This is a genomic window from Priestia sp. FSL R5-0597, assembly GCF_038006305.1.
Lineage (GTDB): Bacteria > Bacillota > Bacilli > Bacillales > Bacillaceae_H > Priestia > Priestia zanthoxyli.
The window spans coordinates 3,374,741-3,401,197 of sequence record NZ_JBBOUZ010000001.1 but is presented as its reverse complement, the minus strand read 5'-3'; the positions used below and the strand labels follow the sequence as shown (position 1 = coordinate 3,401,197).

General features: G+C 40.4%; 31 protein-coding genes and 2 riboswitches. Of the genes, 23 read left to right on the top strand and 8 right to left on the bottom strand.

Going from position 1 to position 26,457, the window contains the following annotated elements:
• Nucleotides 1-142 precede the first annotated feature (142 nt).
• From MKX72_RS17770 to MKX72_RS17725, 10 genes are all read left to right on the top strand, one after another.
• The gene (locus MKX72_RS17770; RefSeq protein WP_049165814.1) at nucleotides 143-1,774 is read left to right on the top strand and encodes a xylulokinase; all 1,632 of its coding nucleotides are present in this window, start codon (nucleotides 143-145) and stop codon (nucleotides 1,772-1,774) included.
• Nucleotides 1,768-2,466, top strand: coding sequence for an L-ribulose-5-phosphate 4-epimerase (locus MKX72_RS17765; protein WP_049165813.1), 699 nt, complete (start codon nucleotides 1,768-1,770; stop codon nucleotides 2,464-2,466). The genes MKX72_RS17770 and MKX72_RS17765 overlap by 7 nt, the downstream gene beginning before the upstream one ends.
• A 29-nt stretch (nucleotides 2,467-2,495) precedes the next feature.
• Nucleotides 2,496-3,920: an L-arabinose isomerase gene (gene araA / locus MKX72_RS17760; RefSeq protein WP_034267048.1), complete on the top strand. Its 1,425-nt coding sequence runs from the start codon at nucleotides 2,496-2,498 to the stop codon at nucleotides 3,918-3,920.
• Between the two features lie 145 nt (nucleotides 3,921-4,065).
• Nucleotides 4,066-5,445 (top strand): sugar porter family MFS transporter, encoded by a 1,380-nt coding sequence (locus MKX72_RS17755; protein WP_049165811.1) that lies wholly within the window; start codon nucleotides 4,066-4,068, stop codon nucleotides 5,443-5,445.
• A 475-nt stretch (nucleotides 5,446-5,920) separates the two neighbouring features.
• A complete protein-coding gene (locus MKX72_RS17750; RefSeq protein ID WP_223546690.1) occupies nucleotides 5,921-6,796 on the top strand; it encodes a metallophosphoesterase family protein in 876 nt (291 codons plus the stop codon).
• Between the two features lie 157 nt (nucleotides 6,797-6,953).
• Nucleotides 6,954-7,124 (top strand): hypothetical protein, encoded by a 171-nt coding sequence (locus MKX72_RS17745; RefSeq protein ID WP_186806743.1) that lies wholly within the window; start codon nucleotides 6,954-6,956, stop codon nucleotides 7,122-7,124.
• Nucleotides 7,125-7,382: 258 nt separating this feature from the next.
• Nucleotides 7,383-7,634: a hypothetical protein gene (locus tag MKX72_RS17740; RefSeq protein ID WP_028414722.1), complete on the top strand. Its 252-nt coding sequence runs from the start codon at nucleotides 7,383-7,385 to the stop codon at nucleotides 7,632-7,634.
• An 80-nt stretch (nucleotides 7,635-7,714) separates the two neighbouring features.
• Nucleotides 7,715-7,825, top strand: a riboswitch (SAM riboswitch).
• A gap of 79 nt (nucleotides 7,826-7,904) precedes the next feature.
• A riboswitch (cobalamin riboswitch) is annotated at nucleotides 7,905-8,093 on the top strand.
• A gap of 150 nt (nucleotides 8,094-8,243) precedes the next feature.
• Nucleotides 8,244-10,538: a 5-methyltetrahydropteroyltriglutamate--homocysteine S-methyltransferase gene (gene metE / locus MKX72_RS17735; RefSeq protein WP_098113632.1), complete on the top strand. Its 2,295-nt coding sequence runs from the start codon at nucleotides 8,244-8,246 to the stop codon at nucleotides 10,536-10,538.
• Nucleotides 10,539-10,680: 142 nt separating this feature from the next.
• The gene (locus MKX72_RS17730) at nucleotides 10,681-11,298 is read left to right on the top strand and encodes an acetate uptake transporter (RefSeq protein WP_013058231.1); all 618 of its coding nucleotides are present in this window, start codon (nucleotides 10,681-10,683) and stop codon (nucleotides 11,296-11,298) included.
• A gap of 144 nt (nucleotides 11,299-11,442) precedes the next feature.
• Nucleotides 11,443-11,943 carry a GNAT family N-acetyltransferase gene (locus MKX72_RS17725; RefSeq protein ID WP_155007803.1) on the top strand — a complete coding sequence of 167 codons (501 nt, stop codon included), beginning with the start codon at nucleotides 11,443-11,445 and terminating at the stop codon, nucleotides 11,941-11,943.
• 22 nt (nucleotides 11,944-11,965) lie between these two features.
• Here the strand turns inward: MKX72_RS17725 and MKX72_RS17720 are convergent, their stop codons facing one another.
• Nucleotides 11,966-12,097, bottom strand: coding sequence for a hypothetical protein (locus tag MKX72_RS17720; protein WP_259345520.1), 132 nt, complete (start codon nucleotides 12,095-12,097; stop codon nucleotides 11,966-11,968).
• 242 nt (nucleotides 12,098-12,339) lie between these two features.
• Here MKX72_RS17720 and MKX72_RS17715 point away from each other — a divergent pair, with 242 nt between their 5' ends.
• From MKX72_RS17715 to MKX72_RS17705, 3 genes are all read left to right on the top strand, one after another.
• On the top strand, nucleotides 12,340-12,540 hold the full coding sequence (locus MKX72_RS17715) for a helix-turn-helix transcriptional regulator (protein WP_154991910.1): 201 nt from the start codon (nucleotides 12,340-12,342) through the stop codon (nucleotides 12,538-12,540).
• A gap of 154 nt (nucleotides 12,541-12,694) precedes the next feature.
• Nucleotides 12,695-12,859: a hypothetical protein gene (locus tag MKX72_RS17710; protein WP_186807949.1), complete on the top strand. Its 165-nt coding sequence runs from the start codon at nucleotides 12,695-12,697 to the stop codon at nucleotides 12,857-12,859.
• Nucleotides 12,860-12,890: 31 nt separating this feature from the next.
• The gene (locus tag MKX72_RS17705) at nucleotides 12,891-13,304 is read left to right on the top strand and encodes a DUF5301 domain-containing protein (RefSeq protein WP_049165794.1); all 414 of its coding nucleotides are present in this window, start codon (nucleotides 12,891-12,893) and stop codon (nucleotides 13,302-13,304) included.
• A gap of 81 nt (nucleotides 13,305-13,385) precedes the next feature.
• On the opposite strand, the gene MKX72_RS17700 is transcribed toward MKX72_RS17705, so the two are convergent.
• From MKX72_RS17700 to MKX72_RS17685, 4 genes are all read right to left on the bottom strand, one after another.
• A complete protein-coding gene (locus MKX72_RS17700; RefSeq protein WP_013058226.1) occupies nucleotides 13,386-13,526 on the bottom strand; it encodes a hypothetical protein in 141 nt (46 codons plus the stop codon).
• 166 nt (nucleotides 13,527-13,692) lie between these two features.
• A complete protein-coding gene (locus MKX72_RS17695; protein WP_176544812.1) occupies nucleotides 13,693-14,325 on the bottom strand; it encodes a LysE family translocator in 633 nt (210 codons plus the stop codon).
• Nucleotides 14,326-14,521: 196 nt separating this feature from the next.
• On the bottom strand, nucleotides 14,522-14,962 hold the full coding sequence (locus tag MKX72_RS17690) for a DUF5391 family protein (protein ID WP_049165792.1): 441 nt from the start codon (nucleotides 14,960-14,962) through the stop codon (nucleotides 14,522-14,524).
• Nucleotides 14,963-15,390: 428 nt separating this feature from the next.
• On the bottom strand, nucleotides 15,391-15,873 hold the full coding sequence (locus tag MKX72_RS17685) for a DUF2500 domain-containing protein (protein WP_049165789.1): 483 nt from the start codon (nucleotides 15,871-15,873) through the stop codon (nucleotides 15,391-15,393).
• A gap of 126 nt (nucleotides 15,874-15,999) precedes the next feature.
• On the opposite strand from MKX72_RS17685, the gene MKX72_RS17680 reads away from it, so the two are divergent.
• Both MKX72_RS17680 and MKX72_RS17675 read left to right on the top strand, forming a co-directional pair.
• Entirely contained in the window at nucleotides 16,000-16,965 is a 966-nt protein-coding gene (locus MKX72_RS17680; protein ID WP_028414711.1) for a 2-hydroxyacid dehydrogenase, read from the top strand.
• Between the two features lie 11 nt (nucleotides 16,966-16,976).
• Complete coding sequence (locus MKX72_RS17675; protein WP_049165787.1) at nucleotides 16,977-17,207, top strand: DUF3953 domain-containing protein; 231 nt, start codon at nucleotides 16,977-16,979, stop codon at nucleotides 17,205-17,207.
• 28 nt (nucleotides 17,208-17,235) lie between these two features.
• On the opposite strand, the gene MKX72_RS17670 is transcribed toward MKX72_RS17675, so the two are convergent.
• Complete coding sequence (locus MKX72_RS17670) at nucleotides 17,236-18,111, bottom strand: Cof-type HAD-IIB family hydrolase (protein WP_155007805.1); 876 nt, start codon at nucleotides 18,109-18,111, stop codon at nucleotides 17,236-17,238.
• 164 nt (nucleotides 18,112-18,275) lie between these two features.
• Here MKX72_RS17670 and MKX72_RS17665 point away from each other — a divergent pair, with 164 nt between their 5' ends.
• Both MKX72_RS17665 and MKX72_RS17660 read left to right on the top strand, forming a co-directional pair.
• Nucleotides 18,276-19,034 carry a DeoR/GlpR family DNA-binding transcription regulator gene (locus MKX72_RS17665; protein WP_034264390.1) on the top strand — a complete coding sequence of 253 codons (759 nt, stop codon included), beginning with the start codon at nucleotides 18,276-18,278 and terminating at the stop codon, nucleotides 19,032-19,034.
• A 52-nt stretch (nucleotides 19,035-19,086) separates the two neighbouring features.
• Nucleotides 19,087-19,296, top strand: a complete 210-nt coding sequence (locus MKX72_RS17660) for a hypothetical protein (RefSeq protein WP_028414708.1) — start codon at nucleotides 19,087-19,089, stop codon at nucleotides 19,294-19,296.
• Between the two features lie 36 nt (nucleotides 19,297-19,332).
• Here MKX72_RS17660 and MKX72_RS17655 read toward each other — a convergent pair whose 3' ends face one another.
• Both MKX72_RS17655 and MKX72_RS17650 read right to left on the bottom strand, forming a co-directional pair.
• Nucleotides 19,333-20,022 carry a YoaK family protein gene (locus tag MKX72_RS17655; protein WP_049165781.1) on the bottom strand — a complete coding sequence of 230 codons (690 nt, stop codon included), beginning with the start codon at nucleotides 20,020-20,022 and terminating at the stop codon, nucleotides 19,333-19,335.
• Between the two features lie 73 nt (nucleotides 20,023-20,095).
• Nucleotides 20,096-20,596, bottom strand: a complete 501-nt coding sequence (locus MKX72_RS17650) for a GNAT family N-acetyltransferase (protein WP_028414706.1) — start codon at nucleotides 20,594-20,596, stop codon at nucleotides 20,096-20,098.
• A gap of 115 nt (nucleotides 20,597-20,711) precedes the next feature.
• Between MKX72_RS17650 and MKX72_RS17645 the strand changes: the two genes are divergently transcribed.
• The 6 genes from MKX72_RS17645 (at nucleotide 20,712) to MKX72_RS17620 (ending at nucleotide 26,446) form a co-directional block, all read left to right on the top strand.
• Complete coding sequence (locus MKX72_RS17645; protein WP_155007806.1) at nucleotides 20,712-21,641, top strand: hypothetical protein; 930 nt, start codon at nucleotides 20,712-20,714, stop codon at nucleotides 21,639-21,641.
• Between the two features lie 104 nt (nucleotides 21,642-21,745).
• Nucleotides 21,746-22,375 carry a CPBP family intramembrane glutamic endopeptidase gene (locus MKX72_RS17640; protein WP_155007807.1) on the top strand — a complete coding sequence of 210 codons (630 nt, stop codon included), beginning with the start codon at nucleotides 21,746-21,748 and terminating at the stop codon, nucleotides 22,373-22,375.
• A gap of 225 nt (nucleotides 22,376-22,600) precedes the next feature.
• The gene (locus tag MKX72_RS17635) at nucleotides 22,601-23,296 is read left to right on the top strand and encodes a FadR/GntR family transcriptional regulator (protein ID WP_013058211.1); all 696 of its coding nucleotides are present in this window, start codon (nucleotides 22,601-22,603) and stop codon (nucleotides 23,294-23,296) included.
• A 278-nt stretch (nucleotides 23,297-23,574) separates the two neighbouring features.
• Nucleotides 23,575-25,134: a sodium:solute symporter family protein gene (locus tag MKX72_RS17630; RefSeq protein ID WP_034264412.1), complete on the top strand. Its 1,560-nt coding sequence runs from the start codon at nucleotides 23,575-23,577 to the stop codon at nucleotides 25,132-25,134.
• Nucleotides 25,109-25,354: a hypothetical protein gene (locus MKX72_RS17625; RefSeq protein WP_034264415.1), complete on the top strand. Its 246-nt coding sequence runs from the start codon at nucleotides 25,109-25,111 to the stop codon at nucleotides 25,352-25,354. Before MKX72_RS17630 ends, MKX72_RS17625 begins: the two co-directional genes overlap by 26 nt.
• 198 nt (nucleotides 25,355-25,552) lie before the next feature.
• Nucleotides 25,553-26,446, top strand: a complete 894-nt coding sequence (locus MKX72_RS17620; protein ID WP_155007808.1) for a PEP/pyruvate-binding domain-containing protein — start codon at nucleotides 25,553-25,555, stop codon at nucleotides 26,444-26,446.
• Nucleotides 26,447-26,457: the final 11 nt, after the last annotated feature.

Genomic DNA, 26,457 nt, shown 5'->3' with positions numbered 1-26,457 from the left:
CATATATAATTTTATTATTGACAAATGTACGTACAAATAAATATACTTAGGTTGTTAACAAATTCAAACAGCGTTACATAAAACGGAAAGCGCTTCCTTACTGCTATAGGTATCTTTATAGCTATCAGAAAGGAGATTAAACGTGAAAACAACTCAAGAAAGCATAAAACAAGCAATTGCTAAAGGGAAAACGTCCCTTGGAATTGAGCTTGGATCTACTCGTATTAAAGCGGTGCTGATTAATGAAAACTTTGAAACGATCGCATCAGGCAGTTATGAATGGGAAAATCTCTTGGAAGACGGTTTTTGGACGTACAACTTACTTGATATTATTACAGGTTTGCAAAGTGCTTACCGTGAAATGAAGCAAGAAGTGGAACGAAGCTACGGAATCACCATTCGAACAGTTGGCTCTATCGGCGTTTCAGCTATGATGCACGGATATATGGCGTTTGATAAAACGGGTGAGCTGCTTGTTCCGTTTCGAACGTGGCGTAATGCAACAACAAGCGAAGCAGCAAAAGAATTAACTGAACATTTCCAATTTAATATTCCTGAACGATGGAGCATTGCGCATCTGTATCAGGCAATCATCAATCAAGAAAAACATCTGCCGCGCATCCATTACATAACAACGCTAGCCGGCTATATTCATTGGCTGCTAACAGGCACTAAGGCGCTTGGGATTGGAGATGCCTCGGGGATGTTTCCGATTGATGAACGCACAAAAAATTACAGTGAAGATATGATGAAGAAATTTGACGAGCTCATTTCTTACAAAGGATATCCGTGGCAACTATCAGATATTCTGCCTGCAGTTCATACTTCAGGCGAGCAAGCAGGTACGTTAACAGCGATAGGAGCTAGTATTTTAGATCAATCAAAAAATTTGCAGCCGGGCATTCCGTTTTGTCCTCCAGAAGGAGATGCAGGAACGGGAATGGTGGCGACAAACAGCGTAAGAAAACGCACGGGAAATGTTTCAGTAGGAACGTCCGTTTTTGCGATGATTGTACTAGATAAAAAGCTTTCAAACGTCTATCCGGAAATTGATTTGGTTACCACGCCAAACGGCAGTCCAGTTGCCATGGTTCATGCGAATAACTGTTCAAGCGACTTGAATGCTTGGCTCGGATTGTTTCGTGAATTTTTGGAGGCGATGGGGCAAAAAGTAGAGTCGGATAAATTGTTCCAAGTGATGTTAAATAAAGCGTTAGAAGCTGATCCTGATGGAGGGGGCTTGCTTAGCTACGGCTATTTCTCAGGTGAAAATATTACCGGAGTAGAAAGTGGACGTCCGCTATTTGTCCGGTCAGCAAAAAGCAATTTTAATCTAGCAAACTTTATGCGTACACATCTTTTTACAGCCTTTGGTGCTTTAAAAATAGGAATGGATCTTTTAGTCAAAGAAGAAAACGTAAAGATTCATAGTATTTTAGCGCACGGAGGGTTATTTAAAACGCCGGTAGTGGGTCAAAAAATGATGGCAGCGGCAATTAATACCCCGGTTTCCGTTATGGACACAGCAGGAGAAGGCGGCGCGTGGGGAATGGCTATTCTTTCTTCTTACATGCTCAATAAAAGTGAGAATGAAAGTTTAGAAGATTTCTTGGATGATAAAGTTTTTAAAGAAGTGACCGCACAGGAAATCTACCCTGACGAACTCGATGTAAAAGGGTTTGAAGCATTTATTAAAAGATATAAAAAAGGGCTAGTCATTGAAAAAGCAGCTGCCGAGCATCACAGCGAAGAACGGGAGGAGTTACTGTGCTAGATAAATTAAAAGAAGAAGTATTTCAAGCAAACCTCGATTTGCCAAAACAGGGACTGGTCAAGTACACGTGGGGAAATGTAAGTGCAGTTGATCGAGACAGCGGTTTGTTTGTGATTAAACCAAGCGGGGTGACGTATGAAAAAATGACGGCCAAAGATATGGTAGTCGTAGACCTAGATGGCCGTGTGGTAGAAGGTGAGCTTAATCCGTCCTCTGATACACTGACACACGCCGTACTATATAAACACTATCCCGAAATTGGCGGTATTGCTCATACGCATTCAACGTGGGCGACCATTTGGGCTCAAGCAGGACTTGATGTGCAGGCAATGGGAACGACTCATGCTGATACCTTTTATGGTTCCGTACCGTGCGCGCGCTTTTTGACAGAAAAAGAAGTAAATGACGGATATGAAGTGGAAACGGGCAAGGTAATTATTGAAACGTTTGAAAAGCGCGGTTTAGATGTGCTAGCGGTTCCTGGAATTTTACTTCAAGGACACGGGCCGTTTACGTGGGGAAAAGATGCCAAAACGGCGGTAATGAACAGCGTCGTATTAGACGAAGTATCCAAAATGAATTTCTTTACCCAAAAATTAAACGTGCTGGCTGAAGAGCTGCCGCAGCGTATATTAGACAAACATTATTTACGAAAACACGGACAAAATGCGTATTACGGGCAAGGACAGTAAAAGACTTACATACAGAAAAGGGGATTATCATGTTAAAAACGACTCAAAAAGAATTTTGGTTTATTGTTGGTTCACAGCATCTTTACGGAAAAGAAGCGCTAGCAGAAGTAAAAGCACACGCGCAAAGTATGACTGATGCTTTAAATGAAAGCGGTGTCTTACCTTATCCGCTTGTGCTGCAAGATTTAGCTGTGAACGCTGATACGATTACAAGCATGATGAAAGAAGTGAATTACCGAGATGAAGTTGCCGGTGTAATCACGTGGATGCATACGTTCTCGCCTGCAAAAATGTGGATTCGCGGTACCAAGTTGCTGCAAAAACCGCTGCTTCATTTGGCAACACAATTTAACGAAAGCATTCCTTGGGAAACGATTGATATGGATTTTATGAACTTGAATCAGTCCGCTCACGGTGATCGTGAATACGGCTTTATCAACGCGCGTTTGAACAAGCAAAATAAAATTGTAGTGGGCTACTGGGAGCGCCCCGACGTACAGCAGCAAATTGCACAGTGGATGGACGTAGCCGCTGCTTATAACGAAAGCTTCAACATTAAAGTTGCGCGTTTCGGTGACAATATGCGCAACGTGGGGGTAACAGAAGGAGATAAAATCGAAGCGCAAATTCAATTTGGCTGGACGGTTGACTACTTTGGAATCGGTGACCTTGTTCAATATGTCAATGCCGTTACGGAAGAAGAAATCAATGATTTATTTGCTGAATATGCCGACGCGTATGAATTTGTTTACGGCGATTATTCTGCAGAAGACTGGGAATCTAGCGTAAAAGTACAGGCAAGCTATGAAATTGCGATTAAACGTTTTCTAGACGAAGGCGGCTACAATGCTTTTACGACTAACTTTGAAGATCTATACGGCATGAAGCAGCTTCCTGGTCTAGCGGTACAGCGCTTGATGGCACAGGGATACGGCTTTGCTGGTGAAGGAGACTGGAAAACAGCGGCGCTTGACCGCTTGCTTAAAGTGATGAGCCATAATCAGTCAACGGGCTTTATGGAAGACTACACGTATGAATTGGCTCCCGGACGTGAGTCAGTGCTTCAATCACACATGCTTGAAGTAGACCCAACGCTAGCGGTAAACAAGCCAAAACTAATCGTTTCTCCGCTAGGAATTGGCAACCGCGAAGACCCGGCCCGCTTAGTGTTTGACGGTAAACAAGGAGAAGGCGTAGTCGTTTCTATGGCTGACTTCGGCACGCATTACAAGCTGTTAATTAACGAAGTATCGGCATTTGAGCCGGAAGTTCCAGCTCCAAATCTTCCTGTGGCGCGCGTGCTTTGGAACATTAAGCCGAACTTCCAAGACGGCGTTAAAGCGTGGATTGAAAACGGAGGAGGACATCATACAGTTCTTTCATTAAATTTAACTACGGATCAAATTGTGAGCTATGCAAAGCTTGTGAATTTAGAGTACGTCATTATTAAGTAAGCATCATTACTTCCAAGGGAGCGCTGCTTCCTTGGAAGTGAAAATATAGCGTCAGTAAAAGAACGCCGTATTTAGAAATAAATGAAAGCGTTTTAAATAAGTGTGGCAGGAAGAAAAACTAAGACAATACAAAGGGGATATAATCATGAGTAAAGTATCAAGTAAGTTTATCTTCTTCTTCGGCTCATTTGCCGGTATTTTATTCGGTTATGATATTGGGATTATTGCTGGTGCAGAAGGTCATATCCGTGAAGCGTTTCATTTAAGCCCGCTCTGGCTGGGGATTGTGGTTTCATCGCTAATGGGCGGAGCCATTATCGGTTCTATTTTAAGCGGATTATTAGGTGATAAGTTTGGACGAAGAAAGTTAATTTTAATTTCGTCTATCATTTTTCTGTTAGGCTCAATCGGTTCAGCGATTGCACCAGAGGAAATTACGTTAACGATTGCGCGCGTCTTTTTAGGTACAGCAGTGGGAACGGCTTCTTCTTTAGTTCCTGCCTATATGTCAGAAATCGCACCTGCTCATATTCGCGGGAAGCTTTCAGGTTTAAATCAGCTAATGATTGTAATTGGATTATTATTAAGCTATATCGTAGCCTTTATTTTTGAGCCGGTTCCAAACAGCTGGCGATTAATGCTTGGCAGCGCCGGTGTTTTTGCGATCGTTTTATGCATCGGGATGATCAAGCTTCCGGAGTCACCTCGCTACTTAATTAAAAACGGAATGGCAGATAAAGCGCGTGAAGTGCTGCGCACGCTTCGTTCCTCAGCAGCGGAAGTCGAAGCTGAAGTATCTGAAATTCAAAGCGTAGCTGTGCATGAACAATCAGGCATTAAACAGCTGTTTCAGAAAAAGTTTCGTTTAGCTTTAATTATCGGTGTCGGAATGGCAACTTTTCAGCAAATTCAAGGCTCCAACTCAATTGTTTATTATGCAACAAGCATTGCCCGTCAAGTTGGTTTAGCGCCGCAGGTAGCTGCTGGTTTTACGGTTATTGTTGGGGTAATCTTCGTTGTGACAACACTTATTTTTCTGCAGTTTGTTGATAAATTTAACCGCCGTACCATTCTTACGGTTGGCGGAGCGGGAATGGCTCTTTCCTTTTTTACCCCGGCTATTCTTGGAGCAGTAGGCGTTAATGAATCCGTTGTTAACTGGGTTACGTTAATTGCACTGTGCTGCTTTATCCTTTGCTATGCGTTTTCTTGGGCGCCGCTTACGTGGATCATTGTAGGAGAAATTTTCCCGCTTTCTGTACGCGGAATCGGTGCTGGAATTTCATCTGCCTTTAACTGGACAGGATCGCTGGCAGTAGGGCTTGTGTTTCCTATTTTAGCCGATCAGTTTAGCTTAGGCGTAATCTTTTCAACATTTGGGATCATTTGTGTTCTCGGATTATTCTTCATACGCTTTGTAGTTGTTGAAACAAAAGGACGTAGCCTAGAGCAAATTGAAACGGACATGGCAGCTCGTTCTGAAAGAAATTCGTTAAGTCCCGTTGAGCGTAATAAATATGTTTAATTGTCGTAAATGTTTTAAATGTAAGGTGCTGAGATAAAAATATTTTAGCTGAAGTGAAAAACGAACCATTAATCAAACACTTTGATTAGTGGTTCGTTTTTTATGGTGAACGCAGGTTTCAGCTGTTTCATTTCTTCTAGCAGCTGATTGGAGAGCAAGGCTCATCGACCGCCCCCGGAAAGCGAAGCCTTGCACGGAAATCAACTGCGGGGCAACAAGCGGTTCAGCTCATGTCGGTCTTTGTTCGTCTTTGGATTATGCTCCAGCTCTTATTAATAGATACTGAGATTCTAGCTTTTATGTTGTCCTATTAGTGCTTAACAAAATGAAAGAATAGATAGGCTATGGAAACTCATTTAAATGTGCGTTCTTCTTACAAGAAGGTAGTGACCTTCATCAACAAATTCTCATATAAATAAGTAAGCTTGTTTACTTTTAACTAAATTTATTTATTAATAGGGGGATTAACTAGTTGATGAATTTGACGCTTCATGAACGTTCTGAAAAGTTATTAAAGCAAAGAATTAAACAATTAAATCCGAGAGATCCATTCAACTTTGTTTTTATGGGCGACAGCAGAGGTGACGGACCAAACGATAATTGTTACACGATGAGCGGTGAATTTGAGCTTGTGTTAAAAAAGGCGGTGGAATTGAATCCGCTGTTTATTATTCATGGGGGAGACACCGTGTATACAGGAGAAAAGAGGTATTTGGAGCACTTTGTTAAAGTTGTCGAAAAAATAGCACCAAACATTCCCGTGTTTGTATGCGTAGGGAATCACGATGAATTAAACCTTGAAGAAAGCAACCTCGAAAACTTCAGAGCCACTATCGGAAAAGTGCACTGGGTCATTGATATTCCTGTCTTTAACTTCCGGTGCATCGCATTAAATAATATCATCAGCCCCAAGAATAAAATATATGGATTTACAGATAGAGAGCTGAATTATTTAGAGCAGCAGCTAGAGGATGCTCCTCGTAATACCGTTGTAGCCATGCATGCGCAGCCAAATATTGGCCGGTGGTCAGACCTGGGAGGTTTTCCTGTAACGACTCCTCAAAGTCAAGAATTTTTTGATTTAATTCAAGAACATCGCGTGAAAAAAGTGTTAGTCAGCCACGTGCATGCGTATGACGAGCAGTTTATTAGAAAAAACAGAAACGGGTCGTTTACGCTTGGAAGAGGTACTGATTTTGTATTATCAGGAGGCGCGGGTGCTCCCCTTGATTTTGAACCGCCTTTAATTTTAAATAATTATAATTTTACGGAGTTTTTTGTTAGCAGGTACGACATTTTAGGACCTCTTCTTTGGAAGGATTTTGGACGACCTCGAAGAAGTTGTTTGTAAAAACAAGAAAGTAGAAAGCTAGGTTCAAAAAAAAGAGGCTGGGACAAAAGGGTTTTAGGCGAAATGAAAAATGAACCACTAATCAAGCATCTTGATTAGTGGTTCATTTTTTTATTAGGGTAAACGTAGATTTCATGTGTATAGGTCTTTCTAGCAGGTGATTGGAGGACAAGACGAAGACTCCTGCGGGAAAAGCGGAACACGTGAGACCCCACAGGAGCGTATGCGACGAGGAGGCTCAGCGACCGCCCGCGGAAAGCGAAGTCTTGTACGGAAATCAACTGCGGTGTCACAAGCGATTCAGCTCATGTATCCCATTTGCCTTTAGATTGGATTCACTTGGTTATGTCTCAACCTCTTTTGGAAAACCGTACGAAACCTTGTAGCAGAAGGCTCAGTCAAACGTTATAATAGATAATGAATGATGATATATTCTCTATATTTGTCATATATTTGTATTACATATGTAATTGAAGAAAAACATTCACTTGATATACTGTTTAATGACTTAACTTTATCTTAACATTCACAGTGAAATGCGTGTTTATAGAGGCTTAAAACATACACAGCAAATGGAGGAGCTATCATGGCAAACGAAAAGATGCAAGAAGGACTCAATCGTTTTATTAAGGAAGATTTAAATGACCTTTTAGGTAGACTGTTCCCCCTAATGGACCGAGAATGTGCGGAAGAAAAGAGAATGCTTATCGAAACGGCGGTAGAGTACATCTATTCTTCAGGGTATCATCAAGGAGCAAAAGACTTGATCGAAACACATCGAAAAGATGATTACAAATTATTAAGGCAAAAATTAGCGTCAACGCCTCCTGAAAACTAATTTTTTTGAAATTTCTTTTGACAACATAAATGTAAGGTGTTAAGATGACTCTACATTCAAAATATTATAAACAATTAAAACTCTTATTGAGAGAGGCGGAGGGACTGGCCCTGTGAAGCCCGGCAACCATTTAACAATCTTGTTAAAAAGGTGCTACATCCTGCAAAGCGTACAGCTTTGAAAAATAAGAGAGGATTTCATAGATACTATGCCTCTCTATTCATGATAGAGAGGCTTTTTATTTTATGTGAATATGTTTTGAATGAACAATTTCATAGAAATGCATCAGGTGCTGTGTAACGAATGTACGCAGCTTAAAAGGGAAGACCGGTGAAAAGCCGGCGCGGTCCCGCCACTGTAATGGGGAGCAACTTATTAACCACTGTTTCATGTTGAAATGGGAAGGGATAGGAAGCGATGAACCTAAGTCAGGAGACCTGCCTGTTGTATGCACTTAAGCTCTACGGGATATAGAGAGGAGTGAGGAATACGTGTTGAGAAAAACAGGCTATCTCAACTTTAGTTAAGTATGCGTATCATCTCTCTTTTCATTTCGAAAAGGGAGATTTTTTAGTTTAGCGATAAAAAAATATATAGGGAGTGGAAAAAATGAGCAGTGTAAAAAGTTCAAATGTAGGTTATCCAAGAATTGGTGAAAAACGAGAATGGAAAAAAGCGCTTGAGCAGTTTTGGGCAGGAAAGATAGAGAAAGATATCTTTCTTCAGGAAATTGAAGCTCTTCGTCTTGGGCATCTGAAAAAACAGCGTGACGCAGGAATTGAATTAATTCCAGTCGGCGATTTTAGCTTATACGATCACGTGTTAGATACAGCCGCTATGTTTGGTTTGGTGCCAAAGCGCTTTGAATATAACGGAGGCCCGGTATCCCTTGAAACGTATTTTGACATCGCCCGAGGAACAAAAGGTGCGGTAGCCTCTACGATGACAAAATGGTTTAACACAAATTATCACTATATCGTACCAGAGCTTGACGAATGTACGCCTGCCCTTGTAGAAAATCGTCCGCTTCAATTTTACAAAGAAGCAAAACAAAAGCTGAATATCAAAGGCAAACCCGTTATTTTAGGTCCAGTAACATTTGTGAAGCTGTCAAAAGGATATAAAAAAAGTGAGTTTAAAAAAGTAGTTGAACAGTTTGTTCCTCTTTATGCAACAATCTTAGCGGAGCTGGAGGCAGAAGGGGTCGAGTGGGTACAAATAGATGAGCCGATTTTAGCTACAACGCTATCAAAAGAAGACCTGGCACTGTATAAAGAAGTCTATGAAGCTTTGAAAAAAGCGGCACCGAATGTAAAAGTCATTTTGCAGACGTACTTTGACAGCGTAGATTACTATAAAGAAGTAGTTGCTCTTCCTGTTCACGGAATTGGATTGGATTTTGTACATGACCGAGGCGAAAATCTCACGGCGCTTAATAAATATGGTTTTCCAACTGATAAAGTGCTGGCAGCAGGAGTGATTGACGGACGAAACATTTGGCGTGAAAACTTGGACGAACAGCTTTTAACAATCAGTGAAATTGAAGAAGCTGTATCAAAAGACCGTTTGATTCTGCAGCCTTCATCAAGTTTATTACATGTTCCTGTCACGGTGAAAAGCGAAAAAACCATTGAGCCAATTCTAAAAAACGCGCTGTCTTTTGCAGATGAAAAGCTGAAGGAAATCACGCTTTTAACAAAAGCGGTGCAGCAAGGAAAAGAAGCAATTGAAAAAGAAATAAGTGTAAGCAAACAAGCGATTCAAGCATTAAATGGATCATCTTTTCGAAACCATCAAGACGTTCAAAAAGAGCTGAAGCAGCTGCACAGCTATAAAGCGGAGCGCCAAGCGCCGTTTGACGTACGTCAACGCGTTCAGCAAGAAGCATTTCAACTGCCGCTTCTTCCAACGACAACAATTGGAAGCTTTCCGCAAACAAAAGAAGTGCGAAAAGAGCGTCTGAAGTGGCGTAAAGGAGAGTTAAGCGATGAAGCATATGAAGCGTACATTAACGCTGAAATCAAAAAATGGATTGAAATTCAAGAAAACATCGGCTTAGATGTCCTTGTGCACGGAGAGTTTGAGCGCACGGACATGGTTGAATACTTCGGTGAAAAATTAGGAGGTTTTCAGTTTACGAAGTTTGGCTGGGTGCAATCATACGGTTCTCGCTGCGTGAAGCCGCCGCTTATTTACGGAGATGTCTCGTACGAGCAGGCGATGACAATCAAAGAAACGGTCTACGCACAGTCTCTAACCAATAAGCCTGTTAAAGGAATGCTGACGGGGCCAATTACAATTTTAAACTGGTCGTTTGTACGTGATGATATCTCACGCTACGACGTGGCCAATCAAATTGCGCTTGCTCTTAGAAAAGAAGTGGAAGCACTTGAAAGTCAGGGCATCTCAATGATTCAAGTAGATGAACCGGCGCTGCGTGAAGGACTGCCGTTAAAACGAGAAAACTGGGAAAGCTACTTGAACGCGGCGGTGTATGCGTTCAAACTAGCCACGGTATCGGTGCAAAACGAGACGCAAATTCACACGCATATGTGCTATTCAGAGTTCGAAGAGATTATTGATGCGATCAAAGCGCTTGATGCCGACGTGATTTCCATTGAAACGTCCAAAAGCCACGGTGAATTAATTTATGCGTTTGAAAAACATACGTATAACCAGGGAATTGGACTTGGCGTATATGATATCCACAGTCCGCGCGTACCGAAGCTTGAAGAGCTGACACGAAACATTGACCGAGCTCTGAAGGTGCTTGACCCTGCACTGTTTTGGATTAATCCCGACTGCGGCCTTAAAACAAGAGGAATCAGCGAGACGGTTGAAGCTTTAAAAGTGATGGTTGAGTCTGCAAAACAAACAAGACAAAATTTATTACAAAACGTTTAATAACAAGAAAGTAAAGACCAAGCACTGTAAACGCTACACTGCTTGGTCTTATAGGTTTTTTAAAGGCCAAAAATATCCATTGACACTTCCCGTAGATTTTTGTATCTTTTTAAAGGTGTTTTTAAAATCAGGGAGGTACAACATGAGTAACAACAGCACGCAGCACGTTAAAATTGTAACAGCGGATCCATCAGCGCTAGGCCTATTCGGACTTGCCATGGTGACACTTGTTGCATCGTTTCAAAAGCTTGGGGTAACCGATGGTGTTTCATTGGTATTGCCATGGGCAATTTTTTTAGGCGGGATAGGACAGCTAATTGCGTCTATGCAAGATTTCAAACATAATAATACCTTCGGCGCAACTGCTTTTGGTGCCTTCGGTTTATTTTGGCTAGGTGTAGCTATGACATGGCTTATTCAGCTTGGCGCATTTGGGGAAGCGCTCGCAAAAGAAGCGGATCCGAAGCAACTAGCATTTGCTTTTGTCGGCTATTTGATTTTCAGCGTTTTTATGACAGTTGGAGCAATGGGCACTCATAAAGTATTATTTATTATTTTTGTGTTAATTGATTTCTTATTTATTGGATTATCGCTAAGTACATTTGGTGTGGCATATGAATACACGCATTTACTAGCAGCAGTGTCAGAGCTATTAATCGCTTTGTTTTCATTCTATGGATCTGCAGCGGCTGTATTAAATACTCACTATGGTCGAGTTGTGCTTCCGGTGGGCAAGCCATTTGGTGCATTTATTAAATAATCAAGACGTTCATTAAACAGCGAAGTAGGGTTGAATTCTGTATGATGCAGAGGTCAATCCTTTTTTATTTGGGCATTTTTATATATAGTAGAAAGAGATAGTTATATATAATAGAAGCTTTTAGAGAAAAAAGAGAAATACATAATGAAAGGAATCGTTTCAATGATTATAAGACAAGTGGATGAAAAAGATTTAAACCAATTAATTACGTTAGAAAACAAAGGGTTTACACCTGAAGAAGCTGCCTCAAAAGATGCATTTATCACGCGAATTAAAACCATTCCTGATACGTTTATCATCGCTGAAGAAAATGACGAAATAATCGGATATGTGAACGGACCCGTCATTTCAGCTCCGTTTATTACGGATGATTTGTTTGAAAAAACGATTTCGAACCCTGAGACAGGCGGTTATCAAAGTATTTTGGGTATCGTTGTAAATCCCAAGCATCATCACAAAGGAATCGCCAGTATGCTGCTAAAAGAGTTTGAAAAACAAGCACGGAACAAACAGCGCGTAACGGTGACTTTAACGTGTAAAGAAGAATTGATTCCGTTTTACGAAAAAAATGGATATGTGAATCAAGGAGTTGCGCAGTCCCAGCATGCAGGCGTGCAGTGGTTTAATATGAGTAAGGAGCTTTAATGTTACTACTATGGATTGCTTGTTACACCGCTAATGATTTCCGTGCAAGGCTTCGCTTTCCGCGGGCGGCCGCTGAGCCTCCTCGTCGCTTGCGCTCCTGCGGGGTCTCACCTGTTCCGCTTTTTCCCGCAGGAGTCTTCGCCTTGCCCTCCAATCATCAGCTAGAAGCACCTACATACACGAAACCTACGTTCACCATACCCATAAAAAAATTAGCACGAGATGAATTCTTAATCAAACTCGTTCGCCTTGTCCTTCAACTAACCTACTTTTGTTCTAACCTCTATTTCAGTTATGTAAAAGACTCTACTTTGTCAAACATATTTGACAGTAACAAAGGAAATAATATAAGATATGGGTGTAAAAAGTTTTTTACATTTTAGAGATGAGTGATGAATGGTGGAAAACCGAATTAAAGAACTGCGTAAAATCAAAAAAATGTCTCAGGATGAACTGGCAAAAGTATGCGGCGTCTCGAGACAAACGATTAATGCAATTGAAAACAATAAGTATGATCCAAGCTTAACGCTAGCTTTCCAGCTGGCCCAAGAACTGGGAGCAACAGTAGATGAGCTGTTTTTATTTCATAAATCATGAGTTAGTAAAAAAAAGGTAATGTGAAGCAACGATCTTCCTAGTAGGCGTGTTGACGATTCTGACCTATAAGCGAACAATACATAAGTAGGTAGAAGATTAATACTATTTCTATTGCTTCATATAAAAAATTCACCAAGAGATGGCGGTGAAATGAATGAAAAATCGAGCTGCCGGAGTAGCTCTTACAAGCATGGGCATGTTACTGTTGATGATAACGTTAATACTTCCTGTTCCGGGATTAATCTATAGTTTACTTGTAGGAAGCAGCATTCTACTAAAAGGATGCGGAACAGGAGGAATAAAAAGGTGTATCACCTGAATGCAGCGTGATGCGGAAAAGGAGGTTCCTTTTGAAAAAAAGAACGATTATTATAGCTGCACTTTTATTTATCATCGTATTTTATTTTACATATACCGGGAAAGCCTATCAGTTAAAAGACGTCATAAAAGTAGAGGAAGCAAACGTTACGCGTATTGAAATAGATACGGACGAAGGAAAACGTGTAGTAGATGACAAAAAAGAGATAAAGCAAATCGTACATTCTTTAGCAAAAGTAGAAGTGAAAAAAAGCAAGGAACTCGATCCAAAGTTTGACCAGTCTTACTGGGTAAAAATCGTTGAAAACGGAAAAGATGCGTACGGATTAACGATTTACGATGACGATTACATAAAAGCGTTTAACTTTGAAGATAAAAAACAGGCGACGTATACGATTGTTAAAGATCAAAAAGTAGATGTTAAAAAGCTGTTTTCAACTAAATAAAAAACCTACTAAAAAAGACAGCCTGCGCTGTCTTTTTTTATAAAAATAATAGATTGAAAATTTTGACTATTTTAAGTGGAATTAATCCTTGCCTATATAATTAATAAATGATTGAATTAGGTCAATATCGGGGTTAACTAACAGTGCTGGAAGAAGGCCAAATGTTAATAATACAAGGACGTTTGATCCAATAAAGATGCGAAGTGCTTTTTTGATTTTCATGATATTTCCTCCCTTTTTTATATTTTCGTATAAAAAGAGAAAAAAATCAATAGAAATGTGACGAAATTGTGAACTTTTTGTCTGATAGTCCCTGATAGATTATAAAAATTCCCTCTCTATACTAGATAAAGAGGGGATATAGTAAGTCATAAAATATGTAGAAACATTAAAAGTACATGCGCAGATTCCCGATAAATCGGTAGAGAAAATAGCATGAAAAGCCAATTAAGATACATCCAGCTGCAATAGAAACCCATTTGATATAAAGCTGATTCAGCACTTTTCTAGTTCCAGAGACAATTGTCATTAAGCCCAGATCATGAATTAAAATTCCCGTTAATATTCCGGCAGCAATCACTAGGAAATGAAACGAGTGAGAGGCTTGAAGCGAATTTGTCAGCACCGTCCCAAACACGCTCAGCCAAAAAATGAGATTGCTAGGAGAAATCGCAACAAAGATTCCGTTCACATAAGAAGAGGCAAACGAGTTTTTTACGTGTTCTCCAGGAGCCGTTATATCATGATCCGCGTGTCTAATGCTGTCATAGCCAATATAAAGTAAAAAAAGTGCCCCTACAAGCCACATAACAAGCTGGATAAAAGGAGCAGACAAAAAAGAAGCCAGTCCAGAGTAAAGAAGCACAATTAGCAACAAATCAACCGTCATGCCTCCAAGTCCCACAACCCAGCCGTGAAGAAAACCATTTTTTAAACCTTGTTTTGTCATTTCAATCGTTACCGTACCAACGGGAAGGGCAATCGAAAGACCGAGCAGCACATTTGTTAAAAATAACGTCACCAAAAACAAAACCTCTTTCAATCTCGTATCTACTATCGTTTTCCGTTTAAGTGGTCTTTCATTATATAAAAATATGTAGTGAAATTTGATGTTATGTATAAAAAACAGTAAGCACAAAGGCTGCTTCGATATATATTTGCACTTTTTACCTACCAAGCTATAAAAAGAGGAGCAGTAGCTGCTCCTCTTCACCATTTTAAACGCTTTCCTGCACGGTAGTTGACGGTCTTTTAAACGCAGCAACAAACCACACAATATTCGTAATCAGTAAGCCTAAGCAAGAAATCATTACACCTATGATGGAAGCTAAGTTTCCTGAGAAATCTTCCAGTCCAAATAAAAACAGAGCTGGCATTAGTAATAGAGTACTAGCAGCGATTAAAAGTCCAATGCTGCAAAAAGCAGCCATCACAAATTTTAAGAAATGCATTCCTAGCAGATAAAATGCTAAAGGCAATAGATATAAAAATAGAATCATGCCAAGAGATAACCACATCCCAACTGAACCGAACGTGTTAACATTGGGACCAGAATCTGCTAGAGGAGAAAGCGAAGCAAGAACTATGATAGAGCAGAAAAATAGGCCGGAAAGCAAAGTGGTGATCGCCACACTATTTTTTGCTGTAGAATTACGCACTGTTTGTTAACCTCCTTTCCAAATTAAAAGTATATGGATTAATTTTACAATATAAAAGTCCTGAAATCACCAATTTTTTACAAAAATGTTCGATAGGCTGGATAATAATGAAGAGAAGATGGGTTGAGATAATACACGTGAACATATTTTTTGTGTGGGCCTGGATAGTGGGTTTCGTGCCAGTATTGCGTCAGTATTGTTTGAATAGGGTGCGAATGAGGGGCCTCTCCGTAATGTCCGTAGTAGATACCGCTTCCTGAATAAGGAGAATACATAAAATCACCTGCCTGCTTAAATGAATGTGTTACACGGTATGTTTTTATACGGATTAACGTTCTTCTACAGTGTAAAAAGGGCACAAATAGGTCGTTTGCTGTATAAATGCCTCACTCCAGTAAAAAAGACCTCTAAAAGCACGAGGTCATAAGCTACGCATCTGTATGTTCTTCACTGAGATTTCTTTGAAAATCCAAAAAACGAGTTCCTTGAAACGTCAGTATTCCTTCGTCTCCTTCTGCAAGCTTGCCGTACTGGCTGCCTGAAACAGTAAATTCAGAGCGGTCGGTGCTTTCAAATTGAAAGGTTACGTAGTAAGTTGTAGACGTGTGAGAGTGGTGATGTTCGTGAGCATGGCTGTTATGGTGATGAACGTTTGTCCGTTTGCCCGTAATTTTTGCTTTTACAGATAGACGGGGAGACTGCTCATTTTTGCTCCACGTGCTGATTCCTTTAAAAATAGAAAACAAGAAAATACCAATAACAATAACAAAAAATAGCATAACAAACGTAGGCATTCCGTTAAATAACGCATCGTCTGGAAAAAAAGCGCCTCCGCTTAGGTCAGCATCACCTTCAAAAACAATGTCATCTCCGGACGGATCATCTTCAAATATCATTTCATCTTCAAACATTCGTATTCCCCCTTACTATAAATACGGTTCCTGAATGGAAAAAGTTTCATCTTTATAGTAGTCTTATGATAGGATAGCTAGTTACTATTCATACATATGAGTGAACAAGGAAAAGGAGAGATCAACATGGGGAAATACAAAGTTGTTATGTCTGGAAAGACGTGGCCAAACGCTTACGAAAAGCTAGCGGAACACTGCGATATTCAAATGTGGGAAGGAGAAGGGAAGATTCCACAAGAAACGCTGCGCGACTGGCTTCGTGATGCTGACGGCTTTTTTAATATCGGCCACATTACAGTGGACGAAGAGCTATTAGAAGCAGCACCGAATCTGCGCGTTATTTCTCAATCAGGCGTCGGGTATGACAGTGTAGATGTCGAAGCGTGTACCAAAAAAGGCGTGCCGTTTAGCAATACGCCGGGCGTGTTAGTAGAAGCGACGGCTGATTTAACGTTTGGTCTCTTATTGTCAGCAGCTCGCCGCATTCATGAAGGCTATGAAAAAGTGAAACAAGGAAACTGGGAAACGGTATTTGGCGTCGATTTATTTGGAAAAACGCTTGGTATTGTTGGAATGGGCGATATCGGAAGCGCCGTTGCCAGACGAGCAAAGGCATCGGGGATGAACATCGTTTACCACAACCGAAGCCGCAAGCATGAAGCCGAAAAAGAGCTTGATGCCGTATACCTTTCGTTTGAAGAGCTGCTTCACACAGCTGACTGTATCGTATGCTTAGTGCCGCTTTCAAATGAAAGCAAAGGCATGTTTGGAGAAGCGGAATTTAAAGCTATGAAAAACAGCGCGTATTTTGTGAACGCAGCGCGCGGAGGATTAGTGGATACGGAAGCACTGTACGAAGCGCTGAAACATGAAGAAATTGCGTATGCCGCACTGGACGTAACAGACCCAGAGCCACTTCCGGCAGATCACAAGCTGCTGCAGCTTTCAAATGTGCTAGTAACGCCGCATATTGGAAGCGCTACGTACGAAACGCGCAATCGCATGGCAGATTTAGCCGTCCAAAACCTACTTTTAGGTCTTGAGAAAAAGCCTTTAGTGACGTGCGTGAATGAAGAAGTGAACTACAAGTAAGGAGAGATTTTTTGTTAAAAGCATTACAGCTTATTTTTTCAATTATTACCGTTGGACTGGCTCTTTATATGATGCTCACTCACAATGACCAGTTCCTTTCGCTTTTAAATATACTTCTAGGCTTAACGATGCTAGTTTTAGGAGCAATTGAGTGGCAAAAAAGAAAGAAAACCAGCGCGTGGCTGCTGTTTTTCGTTGCGCTATTCAGCTGGTTTGTCGGTCTTTATCGCATGACCATTTAAAAACGCTTGGCATACGCCAAGCGTTTTTTTAATGTGCTTTTAGCTGCGTTTCTAACACGTTTTCAATAACGGAAGCTACTCCGTTTTCATCGTTTGTTAATGTAACGTCATCAGCTAGTGCTTTAATTTCTGCGTGCGCATTTGCCATAGCGATTCCTTTTCCAGCTCTTTGCAGCATCGATACGTCGTTAAAGCTGTCTCCAATGGCAATGGTATCGTGAAGAGAAGCGCCAAGCTCTTTTACAACGTAGTTTAATGCGTTTCCTTTTGACGCATCTTTGTGTTCGAGTTCAAAGTTATGATCAGCGGAAGAGACAAGCGTTATGTCGTGCTGCTTGCTAAAGTGATCCCAGCCTTTTTTTCGTTTTTCATCATCAAATGAAAAAGCTAATACGTTATAAAGCTCAGCGTTTGTATTTAAAATATCTTCATACGATGCAACAAAGGCAAATCCCGTTTGGCTGTACTGCTTAGCCGCCGCGTGATGAAGTCTTTGTTCGTCCACGTTTTTGTTGGCGCTTTTTACCCGGTCAATTTCAATGGCGAGCAGCTCACGGCCTGAGTTTGGTGTATAAATCGCATGTTCAGCAAACACTTCATAATAAAATTCGTTTGCATCCAGCCACTGAAGCGCTTCTTTTACGTGCTGGTCATCAATTGGAACAGAATGTCTGAGCTGTCCGTCCGGGTCATGAATAGTCGCTCCGTTTGCGGCAATCACCCAAAGGTTGGAAAGCTCAGCTTTTTTTAAAATTTCCTGCACGTCGAAATAAGCGCGCCCCGTAGCAACCACGACTTCAACTCCGTGTTTTTGCGCTTTTTTAATTGCTTCTGCATTCATTGTGCTAATTTCACTGCTGCTATTTAAAAGAGTTCCATCTAAGTCTGTAAAAATCATCTTCATAAACTATCTCTCCCCTTGACTATTATTACTTGTTTTTGCGTGTTTTATCTTGTTTATCCTACAATAAACGAAAAAACACTGATAATCAAGCGTTTTTACATTGTTTTTACAAAAGAAACAAGTATAATAAAGTAAAAAGCAGAAAGAAAACAGGTGAACAAGTAATGTTAAAACAAGAAAGACGCAAACAAATTATGAATTTGCTTGAAAAAGAGGGGCGCATTGTAGCTACGACGCTTAGCCAAACGCTGAACGTTTCAGAAGATACAATCCGCAGAGACCTGCGGGAAATGGACGCGCTCGGTTTGCTGCAGCGCGTGCACGGAGGAGCGCTTCCGCGTTCCACGTCTGCGGTTGATTACAAAGAGCGAAAACGTGAATTGATGGATGTTAAGCATTCACTTGCCGTTTCGGCGCTTCCGTTAATTAAAGACGGGCAGGTGCTTTTGATGGACGGAAGTACAACAAATATTCAGCTCGTCAAAGCTTTTCCAAAGAATTTAAACGTTACGGTTATTACAAACAGTCCGTTAATTACCGTTGCATTAGCGGAACATGACTTTGTAGAAGTTGTTTCTCTTGGAGGAACGTTTCGAAAAGAATCGATGGTCACGGTAGGACAAAGCGTGGTTGATACGCTTAAACAAATTCGAGCGGATCTTTGTTTTTTAGGCGTATACGCAATCGATCCTAAAATCGGTATGAGCATTCCTTTGCTTGAAGAAATGCACATCAAAAGTCAAATGATAAAAAGCGCGAGTGAAGTAGCGGCTATTGTAACAGCAAAAAAGCTCAATACGTCTTCAACGTACACGTTCAGCTCAGCCAACTCCCTAGATTGGCTCATTACAGAAGAACATGTGAACGAAACCGTGTTAAATGCTTACCGCGAAATCGGTATTGAAGTAATCACAAATAAATAGTAGTGTTAGTAAGGAAGTATATGGTAATGTAGAGTAAAAAGGAGCTTGAGCGATGAGCGAACAAATAGATGTTACGCAGGAATTAGCGAAGCTTCAGCAAAGAGTCGAACACCTAGAGGAAAGAGTGGAAAAAGCAGAGTCCAGGCAAGGCCCTTTATGGTTTCTATGGGAAGCTATACGATCAATTTTAATTGGACTATTTATTGTAGGACCTGTGGTCGCCATTATTTTTGGCGTGTTAGGGGCACTATCGGGAAAATAAAAGACCCGTTTCTTTATTGAAACGGGTTTTTTATTATTATTTGTTTTCTGAATCAGAACGAAACTTCGTGCTGACAAAAATGATAATAGCTAATAGAATCACAATTGGCAGCCAAATAATTTCAAATTTATAAGCTGGCTCTGCAAGTGCGGCGATAACAGCGCCAAAGCAGTAAAGCACAAGAGACAGCGCGCGAAGAATCGCATCGGTGTTAAACGTTTTGCGGTAGCGAGAGCTGCGAAAACGTGCCGTTACGTCTTCAAAGAAGTTAGCAAGCGTCCCTGTCAATACAGTTGTAGAAATTCCGGCTACGCCAAGCTTTCGAGCAGCCGTTGTTTGAAGACCCATTGCTGAGCTTAATAAGAAAATAAATAAGTAAGTTAAGTGTAAAGAAGGAGAAAACGAAGATAAAAGTGCAAAAACAAGTAAAATCAATCCTTCTATTCCAAGGGCAATCGTTACGGCTTTAGGCCAAAACGTTTTTTCTTTGTTTCCAACTAGGATTGCAGCTCCTACAACTCCTACAATAAAACCTCCTAAAGCTGTGAGGGAATGAAAAACAGTTGTTTCAAGCGAGTTTCCGATTGCTAACCCAAGCAGCACGATGTTTCCCGTCATATTTGCAGTAAAGATATGGCCAAGGCTTAAGTAGCCAATCACATCGACGATACCTGCTGTTACGCAAAGAACGAGCAAAATAATGTTTCGATAAGTAGAATTCGTCACGGTAAGTCATCCTTTCTTTTTATACCAACTAAACAGTTTACCGTGAAGAAAAAAATCTGTCCAGAGAGTTGTCCTACAAATTTTCAAGTGTGTCCCACCCAAAAGCCACTTCAGATAGAGATGTACCATCAATGATAACGTCAGCGCGATCGATTCTTTTTCCGCCAAGCGCTTCATAAAATTGACAGGCGCCGTTTTGTTCAAAAGCCCATGTGAGCATCGTATGTATATCACGGTCTACAAGCTCTTGCGCTATTTTATGCATAAGCGCTTTGCCAATTCCTTTTCGCTGATGCTCTGTGAGTAAATACATGGCATACAGTTCTCCGGTATAGGAAGGATGCTTGTTGGTTCTTTCTTTACCATAAGAAGCAAAGCCTACGATTTGACCGTTTTCTTCTGCAACGAAAACAGAATTTGATTCCAGCTGCTTTTTCCAGACGGCTTTTCGCTTTTCAGCGTTCAACGAATGTAAAAAAGAATCCGGAACAAGTCCTTTATAAGTCGATTTCCAGCTTTCTACGTGTACGTGGGCAATGCCCGCTTCATCACCAATTCTCCCTTGACGTATCATCTGCTCACCTCGTTTTTTTCTATATTTTAACATAAATTTAAAGGTGGTATCCCCGTTTTTCCGTTTTCTTTGTATATATATAGTAGCTATTTTACATAACAAAGGAGATGACGTAATGAGTAAATTATTATTAAAAGATCAGCCGTTACTTGTACTGCCGGCGCTTGCAGTCAAAGTAGGAGTGAACGGAGCGCTGTTTCTTCAGCAGCTTCACTACTGGCTTGAAAAAAGCGTAAACGTCCAGGACGGATATACGTGGGTATACAATACCAATCAGCAGTGGCTGCAGCAGTTTCCGTTTTGGTCGCTTTCAACGATTCAACGCATCATTTCAAAGCTTGAAAAAGAAGGGTTGATTATAAAAGGAAAATACAACCGCTCTAAATTTAACAACACGGTTTGGTACCGAATTGATTATGAGCAATTGGAAAAGCTTATGCCAAGCGATGAATTTGAAGAGCTCGAAGATGTCAATTTGACAGAAAGGGCTAGTCAAATTGAAGCAGCGGAGCCGGTCACAGTGAAGGCGTCATTAACAGAGACTACAGCAGAAAATACAAATCAAATAAAAAGAGAAGAAGACGCGCATGACGCTTACGTCCAAACGTTAGAAGCTGCTTTTATTGCTAGAAGAAACCGAGGGGTGTATCCTTCAGCGAATGACTTGAAGCATATGTACGAAGTCGCAAAAAGCGAAATACCACTAGAAACGGCGCTATCAGGACTGCATGAAGCATTCGATCACTACGTGCCTAAATACAGCGGCGATACCATTCGAGCGTTTGCCTATATCAAACAGCATCTTTTTCATAAGCATTACGTAACATCACAGCGAGCGCTAGCGAGTCAACAGACTGACAAGCCGATTTCCTACGTCAATAAAAAGCGTGTCGTTCGCAGAGAATTGACGCCGGATTGGCTAAGAGAAAATGAAGAGGCAGCGCCTTTGGCTTCAGCTTTTAAAGACGATGCTCACTTTGAAGAAGAAAAGAAAAAGCTGGCAGAAAGTCTTCGCGAGCTGGAGCAAGAATTAAAAAATAATTGAAAATACCACTGGACTTTTATAAGATAAAAGATAGTAAACCTTTTGAAGACGAAAGGTTTACTTGGTAAAAGAAAAGCGGCTTTTAAAGAAGGTGCGCCATAAACGTGATAAAATTTTTGTTTTTGCTGTTCATGCCTACAATCTTTGTTTTTTTCGGTTTGTGGCTTATCCAAAATGTGTTGGTAACATTTGTTTGCTTTTACGGCTGGATGTTTATGATTTTATATGCGAATAATAAAATTAACTTTAAGGTAGCGCTTACAAAGAAATCTCTGTATGTGGGAACTCTCAGCGGAATTCTATGTGCCGCTGCGATAATTGGAAGCAGCCTGCTTTTTTCTGGTAAAATCTTTCATGTGAAAGATATGCAAGCGGTTTTGCAAATATGGGGATTTAGCGGGTGGAAAGTTATCGTTTTAGCCGTCGTTTTGATTTTTATTAATCCTGTTTTAGAAGAAATGTATTGGCGGGTGTATATACAAAATAAAGTGAAAAAGCATGTTTCTGTACTTGCTTCAAGCGCTGTTACATCAAGCTTTTATACGCTTTATCACGTATTCATTATCCTTCCTGTTTTCGTATTTCCGTTTAATATGATCTCGGTAATAGGCGTCTTTTCAGCAGGTATGATGTGGGCGTATATAAGAGAGCGATATGGTATCAAAGGGGCCATCATCAGTCATGCGTTAGCGGATGCGGCGATTATGATTGTATACGGATTATATGTAAGATAGTGGTATTATATCAAAAAACCATGAATCGTTATTCATTTATAACTTGTTTTCATGGTATAATAACAATAATAGTAAAATTTTATCAACACATTTGAATTGAAATAATGTATACTTGTAATACAAAGATTGAAGCGTTTACATAAATCGGAATACACATAGTTAATCTGGGTCCGATGAACACTAAAAAAAGAGAGAGAGATAATTACTTGGAGGAGGAATAGAAGTATGTTTGTACCTATTGAGCGTAAAAAAGTATCTAGTCAAGTGCTTGATCAATTAAAGAAGATGATTAAAGAGAAAACGTTCCCGCCAGAGTCTCGTTTACCGTCGGAACATGAACTGTCAAAAATGTTTGGAGTGAGCCGCGCACCAATTCGTGAAGCGCTAAGCGTTCTTTCTGCCAGTGGATTGATTGAATCAAGACAAGGCGGAGGAAGCTACGTAAAGCGTGTAAACTTAGTGGGGATGCTTGATCCAATGACGTTTGAAATGGTTGAAGCAGATCAGGTTCTTGAATTAATTGAAATGCGTATTATCATTGAGTCGCAGGCAGCAAGCTTAGCCGCGCTGCGCCGCACAGATGAAGAACTGATTGAAATTAAAGAATCGTTAGAAGCATTTAAAAAGACGGTTCATAACAGTGAAGAAATTGGACATGAAGCAGACTATCGTTTTCACCATGATATCGTGAAAGCAGCTCATAATTCATTCCTTCTTCATGCCGTAGAAGATTTAGGGCATTTATATCGAAAAGCGCTTGCTTATTCGTTAAATAAAAGCCAAAAAGAAAATCGCAAGCAAACGGATGCTGACCATGAACGCATTTTTGAAGCGATTAAAAATGGAGAGCCAGAAGAAGCAGCAGAAGCGGTTCGTGATCACTTAGAGCACGTTCGCCAAAAAGTAATGGTATCTCAATAATAAAAAAACGACAGCCGGAGTGGTTGTCGTTTTTTATTACTCAGACCATTCATGTGAGGAAATAGCACACGATGAAAACGAAAATTTATGCTTAAGCCGGTGCAAATGTGCCGGCTTTTTTGTGTGTGAAAGGAGAAAATATCTAATTATACTCTTTAATAATCAGAAAATACAGTATTGTTAATAATTTTACGACGTGGTATTTTATTAACAAATGTTACTTTTATTTACATATTTATGTTAGTAAATCTAACATTTATAGAAAGAGGAGGGATAAGATGCTTTCATCAAGCGTCGGATATTTGATTTTACTGATTTTTGGAGGAGGATTTACGGCCGTTACAATTATGATGCAGCGCCGTCAAGGAAAGAAAATGACGGCTGAGCAGTTTAGTACAGCCGGAAGAAATGTAGGCGTTGGGCTGGCGAGTGCATCCATTATCGCCGCGTGGACATGGGCCGCTACGTTAATGATGTCTTCATCCACAGGGTATCAGTACGGCATTAGCGGACCGTATTGGTACGCAGCGGGAGCAAGCATTCAAATTTTGCTGTTTGCCATTGTAGCGATTAACCTGAAGAAAAAAGCACCGAACGCTCATACGTTTTTAGAATTTATTGCACAGCGTTTCGACGTGAAAAATCATCGTTTAATGCTTGGCTTTGCTCTTATGACAAATATTATTGTGACCGCCATGGTTATTTTAGGAGGAGCCATTGCTTTAAACTCTCTTACTGGGATGAATATTTTTGTTGCCGCTTTTTTAATTCCTCTTACGTTTACCATCTACACCATGATTGGCGGTTTAAAAGCCTCATTTGTTGCTGATTATTTTAACACTGTTTTTATTTTCATTATTTTATTTATTTTTGCTGCTGCCGTCTATTATAAGTTCGGCGTAACAAGCGTGTACGAAGGGCTGAAAAATCTGCCTTCGTCACAGCATATGCTTACGATGGCATCGGTGCCGGGCCTTTTGTTTGGGATGATTAATATTATCGGGAACTTCGGTACGGTCTTTGTGGATCAAGCTTACTGGCAGCGTGCCATCGCAAGTAAAAACAGCGCTGCTTCAAAAGCGTATATTTACGGCGGAATTGCCTGGTTTTCGATTCCCTTTGCCGTTGCCACTTTCCTTGGCGTAAGTGCCGCTGGTCTTGGAATTGCGGTTGATTCACCAGATTCCATTGCACCCGTTATGGCGTCACACGTGCTTGGAAATCTAGGTTCTATTTTGTTTTTAACGATGCTGTTTATGGCAGTAATGTCGACAGGAGCGGCTGAATTAACGGCGATCACGAATATTATCGTAACGGACATTTACCTGCGTTCTATCAACCCGAAAGCAAGCAGTAAAAAAATCTTAAGCACGTCGCGAAAAGTGACGCTTGGCTTTGGGCTGGCGATGGGCGTGTTTTCCATTTTACTGTTTTACTTAGGAATTAGCCTTGGGTTTGTGTATATGGCCATGGGTATTTTCGTCAGCGGAGCCGTTATTCCCGTCACGCTTGGACTGATGTGGAAAAAAGCGACGAACACAGGTGCATTTTACGGCGCGCTGTTAGGAATGATCGGAGGCGTTATCGCATGGAACACATCTGCTTACGTGATTAATGGTCACATTAATGTGGAAGCCCTTGGCGGACTGTATCCAATGCTTATTGGAAATTCTACCGTTTTTATCATCAGTGGGGTCATATCAATTGGACACGGCTTGCTTGCTAAAAAAGAATTTGACTTTGATGAACTAAAAGACAAATTCAAAAGCTTTGATGAACATGGAGATGAACCATTAAGGGAGGAAGTGGCGTATGGATCCACAACAACAGTTAAATAAAGACGCAAAGCTATGTACGCGCTGGGCGCTGGGACTTACATTCTTATTTGTCCTCTTGTTTCCAGGCGTGATGTTTTTAACGGGCTATCAATATACGCTTTCCTTTTTTAAAGGTTGGACGTATCTGGCGTTTGGCTGGCTGATTATCGCAGGTATTTGTATTATTGTCGGGCCTGTGGTGGAGTTCGTGAGGGAGAAGAAGGATAGAGATACAGTTTAATTTGTCAAAACAATACGAATTTCAAATGTGTTAGTTATAAAAAAGATCACAAATCATATTCTAGTGAATGTGGTTTGTGATTTTTTTGTAAAGATATTTAAAATTAGGTTAATTTTATAAAACTTCACCATGGATTTAAGTGGAATTTTATCGCTGTATTTGATGATCTTTTGACATAAATGAAAGGAGGTGAAGTAATTGCATATCGTCTCTTTAGAAAAAGCATGTTATGCAGAACTACAAGCAGTAGGTTCAAAAGCTTACAATCTTTCAAAAATGATTCAGCACGTTTCTCATATCCCTAAAGGATTTGTTTTAACATCTCACGCATTACTTTCCTTTTTAACATTTAACCAAATAGAAATAAAAACAGAAGATAGCAGCGTCATAGAAAAGAAGATTCAAAGCGGCACGTTTTCTGCAGCTCTGCAAAAAGAAATTGTTTCTTCGTATGCTAACGTTCAAGGTGCTGGTATAAAAGGCGTAGCCGTAAGATCTTCTTCCGCACTTGAAGATTTGGAAAATGCGTCTTTTGCCGGACAGTATGAAACGATATTAAACGTAAGAAACAGAGAAGAACTTTTGACAAGTATAAAAAGATGCTGGGCTTCTTACTTTTCATCCGTGGTTCAAGCGTATGCCGAAGATAAGGAAATTTCGCTTTCTAATCCCCAGATGGGTGTCCTTGTACAAGGAATGGTTGAAGCCGATGTATCGGGAGTAATTTTTAGCGTAAATCCTATTACAGAAAGTGAAGATGAAGTGGTCATTAACGTGGCGTACGGCTTAGGAGAAGGAATCGTATCAGGTGGTGTTACGCCGGATTTATTTATTATTCATAAACAGACAAAGAATATAATGAAAGAACTAGGATTAAAAGAATATAAGCTAGTGTCAGGTTTTACAGGAATAACAAAAGAGATGACAACGAATAAAGAAAAAAATGAATTTTCTATATCAGATGAAACAGCACTACAGCTGCTTCGTCTAACGAATCAAGTAGAGGAGTATTGTCAGTACGCTGTAGACATTGAATTTGCCATAAAAAATGAAGATATTTATCTGCTTCAAGTAAGACCGGTTACTACATAATGAAAAGGAAA

Excerpts from the sequence above, each read along its gene's own strand:
- araA (WP_034267048.1), top strand. The coding sequence starts at position 2,496 with ATGTTAAAAACGACTCAAAAAGAATTTTGGTTTATTGTTGGTTCACAG.
- MKX72_RS17755 (WP_049165811.1), top strand. The coding sequence starts at position 4,066 with ATGAGTAAAGTATCAAGTAAGTTTATCTTCTTCTTCGGCTCATTTGCC.
- MKX72_RS17750 (WP_223546690.1), top strand. The coding sequence starts at position 5,921 with ATGAATTTGACGCTTCATGAACGTTCTGAAAAGTTATTAAAGCAAAGA.
- MKX72_RS17740 (WP_028414722.1), top strand. The coding sequence starts at position 7,383 with ATGGCAAACGAAAAGATGCAAGAAGGACTCAATCGTTTTATTAAGGAA.
- metE (WP_098113632.1), top strand. The coding sequence starts at position 8,244 with ATGAGCAGTGTAAAAAGTTCAAATGTAGGTTATCCAAGAATTGGTGAA.
- MKX72_RS17730 (WP_013058231.1), top strand. The coding sequence starts at position 10,681 with ATGAGTAACAACAGCACGCAGCACGTTAAAATTGTAACAGCGGATCCA.
- MKX72_RS17725 (WP_155007803.1), top strand. The coding sequence starts at position 11,443 with ATGAAAGGAATCGTTTCAATGATTATAAGACAAGTGGATGAAAAAGAT.
- MKX72_RS17715 (WP_154991910.1), top strand. The coding sequence starts at position 12,340 with ATGGTGGAAAACCGAATTAAAGAACTGCGTAAAATCAAAAAAATGTCT.
- MKX72_RS17710 (WP_186807949.1), top strand. The coding sequence starts at position 12,695 with ATGAAAAATCGAGCTGCCGGAGTAGCTCTTACAAGCATGGGCATGTTA.
- MKX72_RS17700 (WP_013058226.1), bottom strand. The coding sequence starts at position 13,526 with ATGAAAATCAAAAAAGCACTTCGCATCTTTATTGGATCAAACGTCCTT.
- MKX72_RS17685 (WP_049165789.1), bottom strand. The coding sequence starts at position 15,873 with ATGTTTGAAGATGAAATGATATTTGAAGATGATCCGTCCGGAGATGAC.
- MKX72_RS17680 (WP_028414711.1), top strand. The coding sequence starts at position 16,000 with ATGGGGAAATACAAAGTTGTTATGTCTGGAAAGACGTGGCCAAACGCT.
- MKX72_RS17670 (WP_155007805.1), bottom strand. The coding sequence starts at position 18,111 with ATGAAGATGATTTTTACAGACTTAGATGGAACTCTTTTAAATAGCAGC.
- MKX72_RS17665 (WP_034264390.1), top strand. The coding sequence starts at position 18,276 with ATGTTAAAACAAGAAAGACGCAAACAAATTATGAATTTGCTTGAAAAA.
- MKX72_RS17660 (WP_028414708.1), top strand. The coding sequence starts at position 19,087 with ATGAGCGAACAAATAGATGTTACGCAGGAATTAGCGAAGCTTCAGCAA.
- MKX72_RS17650 (WP_028414706.1), bottom strand. The coding sequence starts at position 20,596 with ATGATACGTCAAGGGAGAATTGGTGATGAAGCGGGCATTGCCCACGTA.
- MKX72_RS17645 (WP_155007806.1), top strand. The coding sequence starts at position 20,712 with ATGAGTAAATTATTATTAAAAGATCAGCCGTTACTTGTACTGCCGGCG.
- MKX72_RS17635 (WP_013058211.1), top strand. The coding sequence starts at position 22,601 with ATGTTTGTACCTATTGAGCGTAAAAAAGTATCTAGTCAAGTGCTTGAT.
- MKX72_RS17630 (WP_034264412.1), top strand. The coding sequence starts at position 23,575 with ATGCTTTCATCAAGCGTCGGATATTTGATTTTACTGATTTTTGGAGGA.
- MKX72_RS17625 (WP_034264415.1), top strand. The coding sequence starts at position 25,109 with ATGGATCCACAACAACAGTTAAATAAAGACGCAAAGCTATGTACGCGC.